General features: G+C 42.5%; 10 protein-coding genes. 5 read left to right on the top strand and 5 right to left on the bottom strand.

Annotation, left to right across the window (positions count from 1 at the left end):
- Positions 1–50: 50 nt before the first annotated feature.
- The 3 genes from WCM76_00110 to WCM76_00100 all read left to right on the top strand — a co-directional run bounded on the left by WCM76_00110 (position 51) and on the right by WCM76_00100 (position 3,780).
- On the top strand, positions 51–1,085 hold the full coding sequence (locus tag WCM76_00110; GenBank protein ID MEI6764006.1) for a Wzz/FepE/Etk N-terminal domain-containing protein: 1,035 nt from the start codon (positions 51–53) through the stop codon (positions 1,083–1,085).
- A 227-nt stretch (positions 1,086–1,312) separates the two neighbouring features.
- Complete coding sequence (locus tag WCM76_00105) at positions 1,313–2,287, top strand: hypothetical protein (GenBank protein ID MEI6764005.1); 975 nt, start codon at positions 1,313–1,315, stop codon at positions 2,285–2,287.
- Positions 2,288–2,298: 11 nt separating this feature from the next.
- The gene (locus WCM76_00100) at positions 2,299–3,780 is read left to right on the top strand and encodes an O-antigen ligase family protein (GenBank protein ID MEI6764004.1); all 1,482 of its coding nucleotides are present in this window, start codon (positions 2,299–2,301) and stop codon (positions 3,778–3,780) included.
- Here WCM76_00100 and WCM76_00095 read toward each other — a convergent pair.
- From WCM76_00095 to WCM76_00075, 5 genes are all read right to left on the bottom strand, one after another.
- Positions 3,777–4,232 carry a TPM domain-containing protein gene (locus WCM76_00095; GenBank protein ID MEI6764003.1) on the bottom strand — a complete coding sequence of 152 codons (456 nt, stop codon included), beginning with the start codon at positions 4,230–4,232 and terminating at the stop codon, positions 3,777–3,779. The two genes, WCM76_00100 and WCM76_00095, sit on opposite strands and share 4 nt — an antisense overlap.
- Positions 4,233–4,383: 151 nt before the next feature.
- The gene (gene htpG / locus WCM76_00090) at positions 4,384–6,300 is read right to left on the bottom strand and encodes a molecular chaperone HtpG (GenBank protein ID MEI6764002.1); all 1,917 of its coding nucleotides are present in this window, start codon (positions 6,298–6,300) and stop codon (positions 4,384–4,386) included.
- Positions 6,301–6,406: 106 nt separating this feature from the next.
- Positions 6,407–6,784, bottom strand: a complete 378-nt coding sequence (locus WCM76_00085) for a GldM family protein (GenBank protein ID MEI6764001.1) — start codon at positions 6,782–6,784, stop codon at positions 6,407–6,409.
- Between the two features lie 36 nt (positions 6,785–6,820).
- On the bottom strand, positions 6,821–10,018 hold the full coding sequence (locus tag WCM76_00080) for a gliding motility-associated C-terminal domain-containing protein (GenBank protein ID MEI6764000.1): 3,198 nt from the start codon (positions 10,016–10,018) through the stop codon (positions 6,821–6,823).
- A 72-nt stretch (positions 10,019–10,090) separates the two neighbouring features.
- Positions 10,091–12,745: a PKD domain-containing protein gene (locus tag WCM76_00075; protein ID MEI6763999.1), complete on the bottom strand. Its 2,655-nt coding sequence runs from the start codon at positions 12,743–12,745 to the stop codon at positions 10,091–10,093.
- A 504-nt stretch (positions 12,746–13,249) separates the two neighbouring features.
- Here WCM76_00075 and WCM76_00070 point away from each other — a divergent pair.
- Positions 13,250–14,920, top strand: coding sequence for a putative transporter (locus WCM76_00070; GenBank protein ID MEI6763998.1), 1,671 nt, complete (start codon positions 13,250–13,252; stop codon positions 14,918–14,920).
- A gap of 91 nt (positions 14,921–15,011) precedes the next feature.
- Positions 15,012–16,013: a LysM peptidoglycan-binding domain-containing protein gene (locus WCM76_00065; GenBank protein ID MEI6763997.1), complete on the top strand. Its 1,002-nt coding sequence runs from the start codon at positions 15,012–15,014 to the stop codon at positions 16,011–16,013.
- The last annotated feature ends 4 nt before the right edge of the window (positions 16,014–16,017 follow it).

The following is a 16,017-nucleotide window of genomic DNA, read 5'->3' as shown; positions in this document are numbered from 1 at the left end:
ATATTTTTTTCTACTTTTGCCGTTGGTACAAGTGAACAGATAACGGAAAAATGGTACAAAACGAAAACCAGAATTCAGATTTCAACACAACGAATTTCCTTTTGTTTTTATACAAATGGCGAAAACCATTAATTATTATAGTTCTGGCTGCAGCTGTGGCTTCGGCGGGGTTTTCATTTCTCATCACCCCTAAGTTCAAATCAACGGTTATTATGTTTCCGACTTCAACCAATGCTATTTCAAAAGCACTGCTGGCGGAAAATCAGGGTGGAAAACTCGACATTCTTGAGTTTGGAGAAGAAGAACAGGCCGAACAAATGCTCCAAATTCTTAACTCAAACGAAATCAGATCGCGCGTTATCAGGAAATTCAATCTTGTAGAACATTACAACATTGATCCTGCCTCAAAATATGTGATGACCAATTTAATTGAGGAGTATAATTCGAATATCACATTCCGCCGCACCGAATACATGGCCGTTGAGATAAGCGTATTGGATAAAGATCCTCAAATTGCTGCTGATATTGCCAATACGATAAGTGATTTACTCGACTCGGTGAAAAATAAAATGCAAAAGGAAAGAGCCCTTAAAGCCTATCAGATTGTAGACCGCGAGTATGTAAAATTGCAAAGCGACATCCGGGTGATGGAAGACTCTCTTTCTAAGTTGCGCGAATTGGGAATCAACGATTATGAAACTCAGTCGGAAGCATACAATACGCAGCTGGCAATAGCACTTCGAATGAACACCAAGACCGGAGTGGCCGCCATTGAAGAGAAAATTAAAATATTAGGACAATACGGTGGTGCCTACGTTTCGCTGCGCGACCAGCTCGACTATTTCAAAAAACAACTTGGTCTTATAAAAGCCAAATACGAGGAAGCCAAAGTTGATTATGAGCAAGAGCTTCCGGCAAAATTTATTGTTGACAGAGCCTATAAATCAGAACGGAAAACGTATCCTGTGCGATGGATGATTGTCACAATTTCGTCTCTCGCAGCGCTGTTACTGTCGGTCTTGGTGCTCATAATTTTTGATTCATTTTCAAAAAAAAAAGATTCGGTACAGATAAAGAGGGACTGAACAAATTCAGACTCTCGCTAAATATAGAATTAGAGACAAAAAAGGAATCTGACAACACAGACGAAATCAAAAAAAACAGTGACCTGATTGCGGTTGAACAAGAACCGAAAAAAATTGCAGAGACAAGAATTCAGGCCATAATACGTGAAGAAAAAATAAACAAACCGAAAGTACCGAAAAGAGTTAATAGAAGTGAAGGTATTTTCGAAACATTTATCGAAACTGAAATGAGCACTTACTTTAACAGTAATTATCTTATTCGCTTAATTGTTCGCTGGAAATGGCATATGTTGATAATACTGGCCTGCTCCCTGTTGCTTTCCGGTCTCTTCTCATCTCCATGGTTTATCAAGCCCAAATATAAATCTTTTGCTGTAGTATATCCGTCGAATCTGATACCTTACTCATCGGAAACGCCCACCGAACAGATGCTTCAGCTTTTCAGATCAGAAGAAATTGGTGACAGCCTTATTAAAAAATTTGACCTCGGGAAACACTATGATATTGACCAGACCGATAATTATTACGCGACCAGACTCAAAAACGAACTCGAAGGAAATGTTGCGATAAGAAAAACAGAATATGAATCGGTAATTATTGAAGTGCTTGACACCGACCCTAAAATTGCCTGCCAAATGGTCAAAGAGCTTATTCTTCTGATGAATCAGAAAGCACGAAACCTACAGCGCGAAAAAACTGCCGAAGTTGTTCAGATATATAGCGACCAACTTATCTCTAAACAAAAACAGATTGATTCAATACAGACCCGAATGGATACGCTCAGGAGCGAATACAACCTCCTCGATTATAATGTTCAGGTAAAAGAATATACCAAAGGCTACATCAAAAACGCCAATACAGGGAGCCGCGGAAATCAGGAAATCAAAAGCTTTCTTGATAACATGAAAAAATACGGAGGCGAATTTCTGTTCCTTGGAGGATACCTGTCGAGTCTTACAGCCGCCTATAACGACATTAAAAAAGAATACGACAAATCGGTGAGCGACCTTAAAAAAATGCTCACTTATACCAATACGGTTACAAGCCCGGTTGTTGCCGACAAGAAGACATACCCTGTACGTTGGCTCATCATGCTCATTACTGCAATGGCATCGCTTTTTATTACCATCATAGTTATTACCGTGGTAGATAAATCGCAAAAAAAACCAGAATCTGACAGTGCGTCCATTCACCAATCTTAACCCCAGTTACCTTGATTGAAAAGTACAAGCTTAAGTGGGTCTACCTTATAAGTGGGCTGTTTATCGCAGTCAATGCGTTACTGATTGCCTATGAATTCTACTGGTTTACCTTACTGCCGGTCGCAATTTTTGTATTTATACTGTTCTTTTTTTCACTGGACCGGCTTCTGATATTAATTACATTTCTCACCCCTCTTGCTATAAACATTCGCGATTTCGACTGGGGGGTCGCTGTAACGCTTCCAACCGAGCCGCTGCTTTTTGGAATCCTCATTCTTTTCATAATTAAGCTACTATACGACCGCAAATTAGATTCTCGTATTCTCAGGCATCCTATAACCATTGCTCTTTTTATTAATCTGGGATGGATGCTTATGACCTCAATCACAAGCGAGCTGCCCGGAGTTTCATTTAAATTTATGCTTTCAAGGCTTTGGTTTGTCATCCCATTTTATTTTGTTGCTATTCCTCTTTTTGAAAAGAAAAAAAATATTACAAATTTTACCTGGGCATATGTAATCTCATTGATAGGAGTCATCATTTATGCTACGTGGAGCCTTTATACATGGGCATTTGACGAGCAGGCGGCACACTGGGTAATGAGTCCGTTTTTTAATGATCATACCGCTTACGGTGCCGGAATATCGTTTTTTGTCCCGGTATTAGCTGGTCTGTTATTTTACAAAAGATTCAACCGTACAACAAAATTATTTGTGGCACTGGCATTGCTTTTTTTATTAGGCGGGCTCATATTTTCATACAGTCGTGCAGCATGGATTAGTGTGGCCGTTGCTCTGTTTTTCGGTATCGTGCTGCTCATGAAAATTAAGTTACGGTGGCTCGGACTCGGGCTATTGGTGCTTATTATTGGCTTTTTCTCATTCCGTAATGAAATCCTCTGGAAACTGGAAAAGAATAAACAGGATACTTCTGCCAACATGGTTGAGCATATTGAATCTATTTCCAATATTTCATCCGATGCATCGAATCTTGAGCGCATAAACCGCTGGCAGTCGGCATTCCGCATGTTTGAACTGCGTCCATTCTGGGGTTGGGGACCCGGAACCTATCAATTCATGTATGCTCCCTACCAACACTCTAAAGAGAAAACGATTATCAGTACCAATGCCGGCGACAAGGGCAATGCGCACAGCGAATATATCGGTCCATTGGCAGAGTCAGGCGTTTTGGGTATGCTTACTTTTATTGCATTATGCATTACCGTAATTGCCACAGCTGTGAGACTTTATAAGCGAAGCCCTGATAGAGATGTAAGGCTGTTGAGTCTGATTTTCCTGTTAGGATTGATTACATATCTGGTTCACGGACTACTGAACAATTTTCTGGATACAGACAAATCCTCTATCCCCTTCTGGGGATTCACGGCCATTATCGTAGCGCTGGATATTTATTATAAAGGGAATGGTACCGAAAAAAAGGATGCCGAAAGCCCTGTTCTTCCCGAAAAAAGTAATACAATAATTGACGGTTAAATTCTCCCGAAAGAAATATCGTCGGGTAATTCATTAACGTCGGTTACTAAACGTGGAAAGTGCTTTTTGAGTTGAATTCCTGTTTGGATAATTGCATCAAACAAGCCATCAATAAAATTATTTTCGCGGATATTATTACGCAGGTTCTGCTGTATTTCGTCCCAAAAATCGAGTGGAACAACAGCATTGATTCCAAAATCGCTTAAAATGGCGAATTTTCGCGGACTCACGGCAATATAAAATAATACGCCATTACGCAGAGCTGTTTGTTCCATTTCCAGCTTACTGAAAATCTCTTTTGCCCTTTGCATTGGATCACCTTCGCATGTATCGTCCAGGTGAACACGTATTTCGCCCGATGTATCCAGTTCAGCATTCATGACTGCCATATGTAAATCTTCGATGTCGCGAGCCGAAAAAATATTTTTCACCTCATCAGCAAATAAAACCATGTTGTAATCCCACGTTTGAATAATTACTAATTATACTGTTTTCAAGCGCTGCAATAATACATAAAGAAATTATTACGGCGAACAAAAAAATGCAGAATGATTTTAAGAAAAAAAAACGGACCGGAGTGTATTGCCGGTCCGCCACGTTAATTTATCCTATGATGCCAATGCTTCGAATAATAAAGTCATTCAGTTCTCCGCCTTTAAGCTGATTGCCCGCCAAACGCGCCAAATCGAATAATTGCCGGGTAAGCACATCCTGCTTTGCAGGTTCGCTCTCTGCCAGAATGCGAGCGGTTAAAGGATGATTGACATTCACCACAAGGTTAAAGCGTTCGGGCATTTCGCCCATAAACGAGTATCCACCACCGCCACCCATGGCAGCCATATCCTTCATACGACGCATGAACTCAGGCTGGGTAATCATAAAAGGAACATCCTGTTCGCTCATGGCTTCAAAACTCAAATCATATTTTTCTTTGGGAACAACACGTTCCACAACCGGTTTAAGAAGATTCTTTTCGTCTTCGCTCAGTTTCGAAGGCATGGAATCATCTTTCTGTATCAGCTTCTCAATAGCATCGGAATCAACGCGTGTAAATACCGTTTTCTCAAATTTCCGTTCAATCTGATTGATGAAATGTACATCAAGTACACCATCCATCACCAGCACATCATATCCGCGGTCGCGCGCAGCACGAATAAACGGGAACTGCTCTTCGGTATTGGTAGTGTACAAGTACACCACATTTTTGTCTTTATTCTCCTGAGTTGCCTCCACGCTTTTGCGGTATTCATCGAAGGTAAAGTACTTTCCCTCTGTATTTTTAAACAGCGCAAATTTCTCGGCTCGCTCGTAAAATTTATCATCGGATATCATACCGTATTCGATGAAAATGCGAATATCATCCCATTTCTTTTCAAAATCCTCACGGTTATTTTTAAAGATATCTTCCAGCTTGTCGGCAACTTTTTTGGCGATGTGCGACGATATTTTTTTAACATTCGGATCGCTCTGCAAGTAAGACCGCGACACATTAAGCGGAATGTCGGGCGAATCAATTACACCATGCAGTAAGGTGAGAAAATCGGGAACAATACCTTCAACAGAATCAGTAACAAAAACCTGATTGCAATAAAGCTGTATTTTATCTTTCTGTACTTCAAAATTGCGTTTCGTTTTCGGAAAATAGAGGATACCCGTGAGATTGAACGGATAATCAACATTCAGGTGGATATTGAAGAGTGGCTCTTCGAAATTCATCGGATACAACTCGCGGTAAAAGTCTTTATAATCTTCCTCTTTCAAATCGGCAGGTTTGCGAATCCATGCAGGATTGGTGTTATTGATAACACGCGGCACCTCTGTTTCAACCGATTTGTCGTTGCCCTTTTCATCCTTTTCGCCTTCTACTTTTTCCCATTTCTTTTCCATTCCGAACTGAATGGGCACAGGCAGGAATTTGCAGTACTTTTTGAGCAGCTCCAGCACACGGTATTCTTCCAAAAACTCCGCTGATTCTTCAGATATAAAAAGTGTAATATCGGTACCTCGTTCTGTTTTAGGACTGTCGGTCATCACATAGTCAGGACTGCCGTCGCATTCCCACTGCACAGCCTTGGTAGCGCCTCCTTTTTTGTATGTTTTTGTATTGATTTCAACTTTGTCTGAAACCATAAAAGAGGAATAGAACCCAAGTCCAAAATGGCCTATGAGGGCATTTTTATCTGCTTCGCTTTTGCCCTTGTATTTCTTTACAAACTCCTCGGCACTTGAAAAAGCAATCTGGTTAATGTACTTATCAAGCTCTTCCGATGTCATACCTATACCACGGTCGGATATGGTAAGCGTTTTTTTCTTTTTATCAAGTATTACCCGTATGGTAAGGTCGCCCAGTTCATCATTGAATTTACCTGATGTAGCAAGTATTTTAAGTTTCGTTGTTGCATCAACCGCGTTTGATACAAGTTCCCTGAGAAAAATTTCGTGATCCGAATACAGGAATTTCTTGATTATCGGAAAAATATTTTCCGTTTGAACATTGATACGTCCTTTTTGTTTCTCCATGACAACACTATTTATTGATTGTGCGGGGCAGTAATCAAGGTATGTGCCATGATACGGATAACTGACAAAATGACGGGGAAATAATCAAATAAGGAGACAGAAAACGCTATTTCGTCGTGAACTTCAAAGGTTCCAGTTTGATAGTGGCACCTTTATTATTGGCCACCGTAATATTATCGATATAGAAGACCGTTCCTGCAGAAAGCGTTCGGAAGTAATCAAGCATAGCCCCAGTAATTTTATTATCAGCATTATTCTCCTTGACAGCCATGCCACCGGGTGTAAGCGATATTGAAAAGTGAACCACTTTCAGCGTTTCGTCGGTCACCATTAAAACGCCTGCCTTTTCTATCTCTGCAAAAGAAATTACGCCCGAACTTTTGCCTGCCAGTGTACCTTTCGGAAACTGAATATCCATTTTCTGCTGTGCAAATGCCGTAGAAAAAATAAACAGCATCAGGTTAAAGACCAGAAATTTTTTCATTTTCAATTGTCCATTATTAATTTATAATTGAACGCATTATCTCAACAGCGTAAGCGTTCCATTGAATTCGCGACCGTCTTTAAGCGCCAGAACATAATAATAAACACCGTCAGAATGGTCATCACCGGTCCAGTCATTTTTATAATCGTCACTGGAAAAAATCATTTTACCCCAGCGGTTAAATATCTGCAATTTACTATCCGGAAAACTTTCCAGTCCTTTGATTACAAATTTATCATTTGAACCGTCAGTGTTGGGTGTGAAGATATTCGGAATTTCAAGAATGCAGTCGTTAACTTTTACAACTACAGTAGTTGTTTCAGAGATACAGCCGTTTGCCGAAACAGTAAGACTGATTGGGTATTCACCCAATCCGGGCCAGGCTATTTCGTATGGTCCGGTACCACTGCCCGAAATAATAATACCATCGGAAAACGTCCAGTCAAAAACGGCATTAGGAGGATTTTGGCAAGCCTGCATAACTGTTGTATTTTCGCCAAGACACAGCGGCGACTTTGTTTCGAAGGCGGATTTCGGAGAATCAAAAATGGTCAAATTCTCAGTAAGTGTATCGCTGCAACCATTGGCAGCGCTTTCAATAAGCCCGATAATATAAGTGCCGCCAATGGCAAATGTATGAACCGGGTTTGTTTCGGTAGAGCTGCTGAAGTCACCAAAATCCCAGTTCCAGCTCGCAGGATTTCCCTGAGAAGAATCACTGAATATGGTCGGAATACCTGAACACGTATTTTCATAAGTAAAACCCGCAGTCGGTCCCTGAAGTACATCGATAAGCATAGTGTCTTTTGTAGCACAACTATATTTGGTAACTGTAAGAATTACATAATGTGGTCCGGCAGTATTCCATGAAACATATTGTGGTCCGGGGCTGTTGCCTCCCGGAACGCCTATGCCACCTGCAAAATACCAACTGTAACTTAAAGGCGGCGCAGTGGTTCCTGTATAATTAAGCATAGAATTTTCTCCGGTACAAACAGGCGAAACCGCCGAAAAACCGGCATCGGGATGTGCAGTCACAATCACACTTTTGTTACCCAGCGTTTGCCCGCATTTGTTCAACGCCATCATATGTATGGTATAAACCCCGGCAGTATCAAACCGTATATACAATTCGTTGTTGGAAGTATCAATAATATCACCCCCGGACGTAGTCCATTCATAATAAATATTCGGATGGAAAACGGTGTGATAATAAAGCGTATCGCCCAAACAAACCTGATTAGGACCGATAATAGCCGCTGATGGCGGCCCCAGAACCTGTAATGAAACATCGTTGGGAGTTACAGGTCCTTTACACCCATAATTTGTTTCCTGAACGGTCAGATTAAAATTGCCCTGACCGTTGAACAAAATTCCCAATGCCGGATTGGTAGAGAAAAGCACTCCGTTAAGATACCACTCATACGTAGAATTCATGGGAGGACCGGCATTGTATGGTATCGGGTAGAAATACACGGCATCGCCCACACATAATATGGAATCTCCGGGCGTTTGGAATATCCAGAGATTATCTGAAGGTGCACCGATGGTGAGGTGAACGAGTGTCCCCAGCATATCCCACGTATGATTGGAATTCGTCGCGATTATTCTCAGATAAAACATGCCCGGTTGCAAACCCAGTGCTCCCAGTCCCGGAACAGGCGGAATATGAATGGTCATGGTGGTGTCGCTGTTTGCCGTAACCGTGCCCAGTCCGCCGGTATTTACAACGGTAAAATATTGCGATTCGCGCACTTCAATCAGGAATTGATTCGGCTGACCGTAAATAGCGGTTGAATCGTAAAAATGAATGTTGACTCTTACCGTTGTGTCGAATCCCTGCGTTGATGAAATGCATGCCTGTATATCCTGTTTGTAATTGGTTTCTATATCGCAATGGCGGATGCAGAAAGGTCCCCACACCATCCCAATGGTTGCCGGCGCCGTTGACCGCACACGAATATAATAGTGGCACCCATCCTGTATCGGCTGATTGTTTTCATTTACCTGTCCCGACACCGAGCCCGGTGGCGAACCCTGTGCCGGATCGTATGAATTGTTGTCGGGATTTGAACCCAGCACATTGGGATTGGGCGGAAAATTGCCCGCAGAATCTGACAATTCGGCGATATACACATTGGCCGCCTGAAAAACACCCGTTGAATAAAACGGCACATCAATTACACTTCCCACGCAAACAGAATCGCCTCCCATGGTAACAACAGGCTGCAACGTATTGATGGTATTCGGACATTGCAGTACCTCGAAGCATGGACTCGGGTCGCTGAAAAAATTCAATCCGTAATCGATGTAATAATATTTGATTCTGATTTTATAACACGTGCCGGCTGCCGTGGTTGAAGGAATGGTAGGCCATAATACGCCATTCATCCATTGATTGCTTGCCTGATATATTCCCAGGCTGGTAGGATTGGCAAAGGAACCGTTCATGTCTGAAAGCTGCACTTCAAAAAACCCATTACCGCAAATAGGAACTGTTAGATGGTAATAAATCATCAGGCCGAAATTCTGGCAAATAGGATTGGGTGAAACAGAATCGACAATCACATCAAAATTTGTAGAAAAATTATCAAAATCTCCGGTAATAAAAACATCGTCCATACCAAACGACATCAGCCCGGGTCCGGCTCCGGCGTCATTTACCCAACGAATGCCAAACCGTATGTTGGTTTGATTGTCAAATGCCGGATCCTGCAGTGTTTCGTATTTCCATATCATCTGATTGCCATACTGAGGTCCTGTTGCAATCCATGGTCCGTTCGCAATACTGTAATACAGTTGTCCGTATGCGGTGGGTGAGCCTTCGCAAATATAGAAAAATGTAAATTTTACATTCGTAAGACCAAGCGTACAAAAGCTGCTGGTAAACTGCACAAACCTGTCTGAAGCATTTGCTTGATTATAATTGCAATTGTTTACTCCGCTGGTCTGATCATAAATGTGCAAATAGTAACCGTAGGGTGCGTATGAGATATTACCGCCCTGAGTCTGATTCTCATCGGGTGTATTCGGAAACTGCGGCATCCCCGTATAGATGTTATTAACCACCCATAGGTTATCGCCGGAATTACTGCCGTTACCCGTTGTATTAAGCATAGTCCCCGGAGCTCCATTTTCAAAATCTTCGGAATATACCATGATGGATGTCTGGGCATTGAGCCCATTCAGCGACAATAATGCAAGGACGAAGAACAAAAGTGTAATTTTTCTCACGTGTGTAGATTTGAATTATGTCCCGATTAATAATTAAATAAGCTGCTTCAGTATTTTATATTGCACCAAATCTTAAAGCACATTCACATGACCTATTGCCGACTGCTTTTTTGAACCTTTGAAAGAGTATATCAACCGCCATACGTAGGTATCAGATTTTACTACTTCACCTTTGTAAGTTCCGTTCCATCCGCTGTTCACGGTTTCAGAGATAAGTTCGCCCCAGCGGTTATAAATAAAAAGCGTGTAATCAAGATCTTTGCCTGCCGGCGCAAAAACATCATTGATGGTATTGCCGTCGGGTGTGATTGAATTAGGTATGAAATATGCAAAAATCTCAATGATATTAACAACCAGCGATACCGAATCAATACAGCCATCGGGGCTTGTGGCTACCAGCCAAACCGTATAAGCGCCCGTTGCCGAATACTCGTGATTGGGCGATTGCACCATAGAATAATTCAAAGGACCGGAAACCGGATCTCCAAAATTCCATGACCAAATAGAAGTGTTTGTGGAGTTGTCAATAAAGGAAATAAGTGGTTCCTCAAGTAAAGCTGTTTGTGGGTTCGCTGAAATATCCGGTGAAGGCGATGCATAAATATTGATACCGACCGTTGTCGTCGCCGAAGGACAACCATTTTCGGTGACCTCAAGCGTGAGATTGAACGCTCCTCCGTTGTTCCAGTACACAGAATAAGGTCCCTGTCCGGCGCCCGAAACTACCGTACCACCGCTGAAATTCCAATTATATACCCCCATTGGTGAGGCATTGCCTGTGTATGTAACCGGTGTGGGCACGCCATAACAAACGGGTCCTGCCACCTGAAATGTTGATGTAGGCGAAGGCATCACAACAACAGCAGCGAAGGCCGAATCCAGTGCACACCCGGGTTCCGAAACATAAACCCAGGCGGTATCCGGACCTGATACATTCCAGACAACCTGATGCGGACCTTGTCCGTTGCCTGTTGCAGGTGTTCCGTTTCCAAAATTCCATGTATAGGTGGCATTCGGATTGAGTGCGCTGATTTCATTCAACGTTGATGGATTCCCAATACAGACCGGAGTTGATGCATTTGTCTGAAGTGGCGGGTTGCAACATTTAACATTTATCTCCCACACTATTGAGTCAAGACCACAAATATTATTTCGTTGATAATAATACGTGAGCGTAAAATTCCCCGCATTCGCATAAGTATGGGGTGCTACCAGACCGTGAACCACCGGCGACCCGTCACCAAAATTCCAGTAGTGATCGGTTATGGAAGCATTTGCTGTGGCGATGAATGTGAGCGGCGTGCCACGGCATATGGTGTCATCAAAGTTGTAATATTCCAGCGTATCATTCGCTGTAACGACCGAATAACTGATGTCAAGATTTTTAACCGTAGCACCGGCAATATAGCCATAAGTCTCGTACCATCCATAGCCGTAGACATTTGCAATTAATCCACTATCGGAATTCAAAATATGATTGCCCTGCGAAATGGTAAGCTGCGCGGTTGAATAAGCAGGATTTGATGCAACGGGTGTAAAAGATGCGCCAACATTTGTACCGTCGAGGGTGACCAAACCCGCATTGGCCGTTTTTGTAACAATATTTACATAATACGAAGTGATGATAGCCGTAACGAAAGAGTTAAATACAATTCGGTTGATGGTTTGTTCAAGCGGATTAATCATTATCATAAACGGATCGGAATCGGTGTTGCCATCGGTTTGTGCACTTTTACTGAACTGAGCAACCGACACGGGATAATTAGAATCAATAAAACTTGCTGTTGACAAATCGGCTTCATAATATCCTCCGGCATTCAGCCCTTGCGGAATACCACCATTAATGGTAAAGATGGTTCCGTTTTTCAAAGCAACAATTCTGAAAACATCACTGGCTCTGTTCTTCAAAGGAACAGTAATATACTGCCTGCCCCAGGTATTTGTGGGCATCATTTCTTCGCAAATATGATTGCAGCAACAGGAATCTCCGGTAATAAAAGCGCATTTATTGCCTGCAAATACTGCAAATGTTTTGCAGTTATCAGTGACTGTAGTATCTATTTCTATAAGTGTTCCGGTAAGGTTGTAAGTATTGGTATAGGTTGAGCGCACCTGATACGCCTCGCCCCTGTTGAGCGTTACCGTAAACGGAACATTGGGAGCATGACCGCCTTCAGTTCCGCATTTGGGCGTAATCTTTATAACGGTATTATCGTAAACACCGACAACCAGCAGCTCAGATAATGAAACTTCTGTCCAGGCAGGACTGGCCGCCGAAGGCGAATAGGTTGTAACACGGTATCGTTTCCCAAGCGAAATGGTGGGTATCGCAATATTCGCATCCGATGTGTATTGCACATAGTTTAACTGATAAACAGAAACCGGATTATCTGAGGTTACATGTACGGCTTTGTTTTCAATGGTTTCTGTAGTTGTTACCATGACAAGCGCCGTAGGAATAGTTACTTCAAAGGTTGAATTTGCAGGGATATTGAAGTTTTGCGACCACCCGCCCAGAGGCACTGAGATGGTGCCGGAAGCCGGTTGATTATCGGTAGTGATGTATACTTTCATACGGTCGGAACCGGTAGTATCATCGCCCATATAATTTTCCATGAATCCAAGCCAGAAGTCTGTTCCTTTGGTAGAAAAGCCTTGCCCACTGACTCTCAGGACAGAAAATAAAACACCAAACACAGCTAAAAGTAGTGTAGCTTTTGTTTTCAAGCGGCAGTAAAATAAATTCGAATACTAAAAAACACCCATGCTCAAAAATGAATTATATCCCGTGATGTGCTGATGACAGAAGTTCTCGCTGAAAGTTTAGTAACCGATTTAGTTTTTAAAAGTGTGCTACGACAGATAAGGGTTCAGGTTTTTGAGACAGATACAAATATAGACTTTTTTTGGTTTTATTGCAAATTTAATGTAGTAACTGTAAGAAAAAGTGCAATGTTCAGAAATACTGCGTCATTATGAAAAACAGAACATCAAACCAATCGCAACGTTCGTCCCGGTAAATACACAGACAACACATATTTAGGAAAATCATCTTCCGATTTCTGTTCAATGTCAGGTTTTGATTTATGAATGAAGAGGGATGAATAATTTCTGAAGAAGTGAATGGAACCGCCAATCGTTAAATGATTCATAAATGGTCAGATTCTAATACGGTTTCCCGGCATCGCCACTAGTTTTCAAGTAGCTTTGCAGTTCAAATTATTATTCATCATGAACTGGATTAAAGATTTATTTTGGGGTGATACCGTAGCACATACCATTTTGATATACTGCATGGTGATTGCTATCGGTGTTGCGTTAGGAAAAGTAAAAGTATTCGGGATTTCACTGGGTATCACGTTTGTATTATTCGCGGGCATCGCGCTGGGTCATTTTGGTTTTACGGTTGACCATAAGGTATTATCGTTCATCAAGGATTTCGGACTGATACTCTTCGTTTTTTCAATCGGGCTGCAGGTCGGACCCGGTTTTTTTGCATCATTTAAAAAAGGCGGCATCTCGCTTAATCTGCTGGCACTCACAATAGTGCTCCTTGGAGGGTTGACCACACTTGCAATACACTACATTACCGGAATGTCGCTGCCTATGCTGGTAGGTGTGATGTCGGGAGCCGTGACCAATACGCCCGGGCTTGGAGCCGCCCAGGAAGCACTTAAACAAGCGTCTTCCGGACTCGCCGATACCGCGGTTCCGGATATCGGACTGGGATATGCCGTTGCCTATCCGTTCGGGGTTCTGGGCATTATTTCCACCATGTTCATCATCCGCAAAGTCAATCATATCGCCGTTCAAAGCGAGCTGGCGCAGTACAATCAGCACCTGCATCCCACCAATTCAATGCCGGGGCGTATGTCAATTAAAATTGAGAATGCTGAATTTTTTAACAGAACCGTTTTTGAAATCTCGTCAGAACTGCACTCCGACATGGTGATATCAAGGGTTCTGCACGATAACGAAGTCTTTACACCCGCTTCCGATACGGTGCTTAAAGAGAATGACATCATACTGGTAGTAGCTCAAAAGGGGTTGCTGAAGGATATTGCAAAAAAGCTCGGAAGTGTCAGTGATATGGACCTGTCGGGTAAAACCGGTCGGTTGGAATCCAGACAGGTTCTTGTTACAAACCGTTCTGCAATAGGAAAAGATCTCGGCGCGCTGAAACTGCGAACACGTTATAACATTAATATTACACGCATCTACCGATCCGGAATTGAGTTTATTGCATCACCCCATCTTAAACTTCAGATGGGAGATAAGCTCACCGTAGTGGGCGATAAAACCGCCATTGACAACGTTGCACAACAGCTTGGCAATTCAATAAAACGACTCGATGAGCCCAATATCATTCCAATATTTCTCGGGATTTTACTTGGTGTAATCTTAGGCAGCATCCCATTCCTGATACCGGGTATTCCAAATCCTATACGCCTCGGACTTGCAGGCGGTCCGCTGATTATTGCCATCCTGTTAAGCAAATACGGACATCGGTTTTCGCTGATATCATACACTACACCAAGCGCAGGGCTCATGCTTCGCGAACTCGGCATTGTGCTGTTTCTGGCGAGTGTTGGCATCAGCGCCGGCGAAAAATTCATTCCTACACTCATCTCGGGCGACGGGTTTATCTGGATGGGATATGGCGCCATTATTACGCTTGTGCCTATTTTAATCGTGGGATTCTTTGCACGCAATGTCATGAAGTTGAATTATCTTGAAGTGTGCGGACTGATTTCAGGCAGCATGACCGACCCTCCGGCACTTGCGTATGCCAATAGCATTGCACAATCGGAAGCTCCCGCTGTTGCTTACGCAACCGTTTATCCGCTGGTGATGTTTCTCAGAATACTTCTTCCACAACTTATAATATTGCTGTTCATCTAGGCAATCAGGAGGCCGCGTTGCCGCAATGAATACGCTGGCTTTGGTTGAAGCGCGCCAAAATGCTATATTTGTATTATCGAAAATACGGTACATGAAACATATACTTACCATAATACAATTCTTTGCCCTGATATTTTTTGTTCAGTTTGCGGAAGGTCAGAAAACTGAATTTCTTAAAGTACAATCGGAAGCGGCCTATCCGTTCATGCTGTATTTGCCTTCTGACAGTATCATGAAATGCCATCCTCCACTGATTATTTTTCTTCACGGACGCAGTTTATCGGGAACGGATTTAAACATGGTAAAGCGATATGGACCGCTTGATGCCATTGAAAGAGGCAGAACCATCAATGCTGTTGTGGCAGCACCTCAGGTAAAAAAGAGTCAGAGTTGGGAACCGGAAAAAGTAATTACCGTGCTGGATTATTTAAAGCGCAAATACACCATTGATACAAGCAGAGTGTATGTGATAGGTATGAGTCTTGGCGGTTACGGAACCTTCGATGTTGTCGGAGCATATCCTGATAAAGTTGCTGCAGCTGTTGCGTTATGTGGCGGTGGCCGGACAAAGGATGCGTGCAACATTACACGAACAAATCTTTGGATACAGCACGGAAAAAGGGACAGGGCTGTAAACTACAGTGAATCGGTAAAAATGTACAATGCAATCATTGCATGTAATCCGAAGGCCAATTGTTTTCTAACGCTTTACCCGACACTCGGACACGGTGATTTGGCGCATGAATTTATGAAGGATACGTTGTATAACTGGCTGTACAAATTCCGTCTTCAACAAAAAAGCCCTGCTGACACAGGAATGGCAGACAGTCTTAAAAAAATCATCATTCAGGATAAAGATACGGCTGCCATTGAAAAAAAACCTGAGCTAAATGCCGACAAGAAGCCCGACAATAAAAAGCCCGACAACAAAAAACCTGATGGTGATAAAAAATATTATACGATTAAGAAGGGCGATACACTTTATGCCATTGCACTGCGGAATAAAACTACAGTGAAAAATTTGTGTAAGTTAAACGGCATCAAAGAAGACGCTGTGCTGCATATCGGTCAGCGGATATTAATAAAAGAATAGTCTT

Source organism: Bacteroidota bacterium, from assembly GCA_037133915.1.
Classification (GTDB): Bacteria; Bacteroidota; Bacteroidia; order Bacteroidales; family CAIWKO01; genus JBAXND01.
This window is presented reverse-complemented; position numbering and strand designations above follow the sequence as displayed.

What these genes read in the sequence shown, in the direction of transcription:
- WCM76_00105 (MEI6764005.1), top strand. Translation starts at nt 1,313, where the DNA reads ATGAGCACTTACTTTAACAGTAATTATCTTATTCGCTTAATTGTTCGC.
- htpG (MEI6764002.1), bottom strand. Translation starts at nt 6,300, where the DNA reads ATGGAGAAACAAAAAGGACGTATCAATGTTCAAACGGAAAATATTTTT.
- WCM76_00085 (MEI6764001.1), bottom strand. Translation starts at nt 6,784, where the DNA reads ATGAAAAAATTTCTGGTCTTTAACCTGATGCTGTTTATTTTTTCTACG.
- WCM76_00095 (MEI6764003.1), bottom strand. Translation starts at nt 4,232, where the DNA reads ATGGTTTTATTTGCTGATGAGGTGAAAAATATTTTTTCGGCTCGCGAC.
- WCM76_00070 (MEI6763998.1), top strand. Translation starts at nt 13,250, where the DNA reads ATGAACTGGATTAAAGATTTATTTTGGGGTGATACCGTAGCACATACC.
- WCM76_00110 (MEI6764006.1), top strand. Translation starts at nt 51, where the DNA reads ATGGTACAAAACGAAAACCAGAATTCAGATTTCAACACAACGAATTTC.
- WCM76_00065 (MEI6763997.1), top strand. Translation starts at nt 15,012, where the DNA reads ATGAAACATATACTTACCATAATACAATTCTTTGCCCTGATATTTTTT.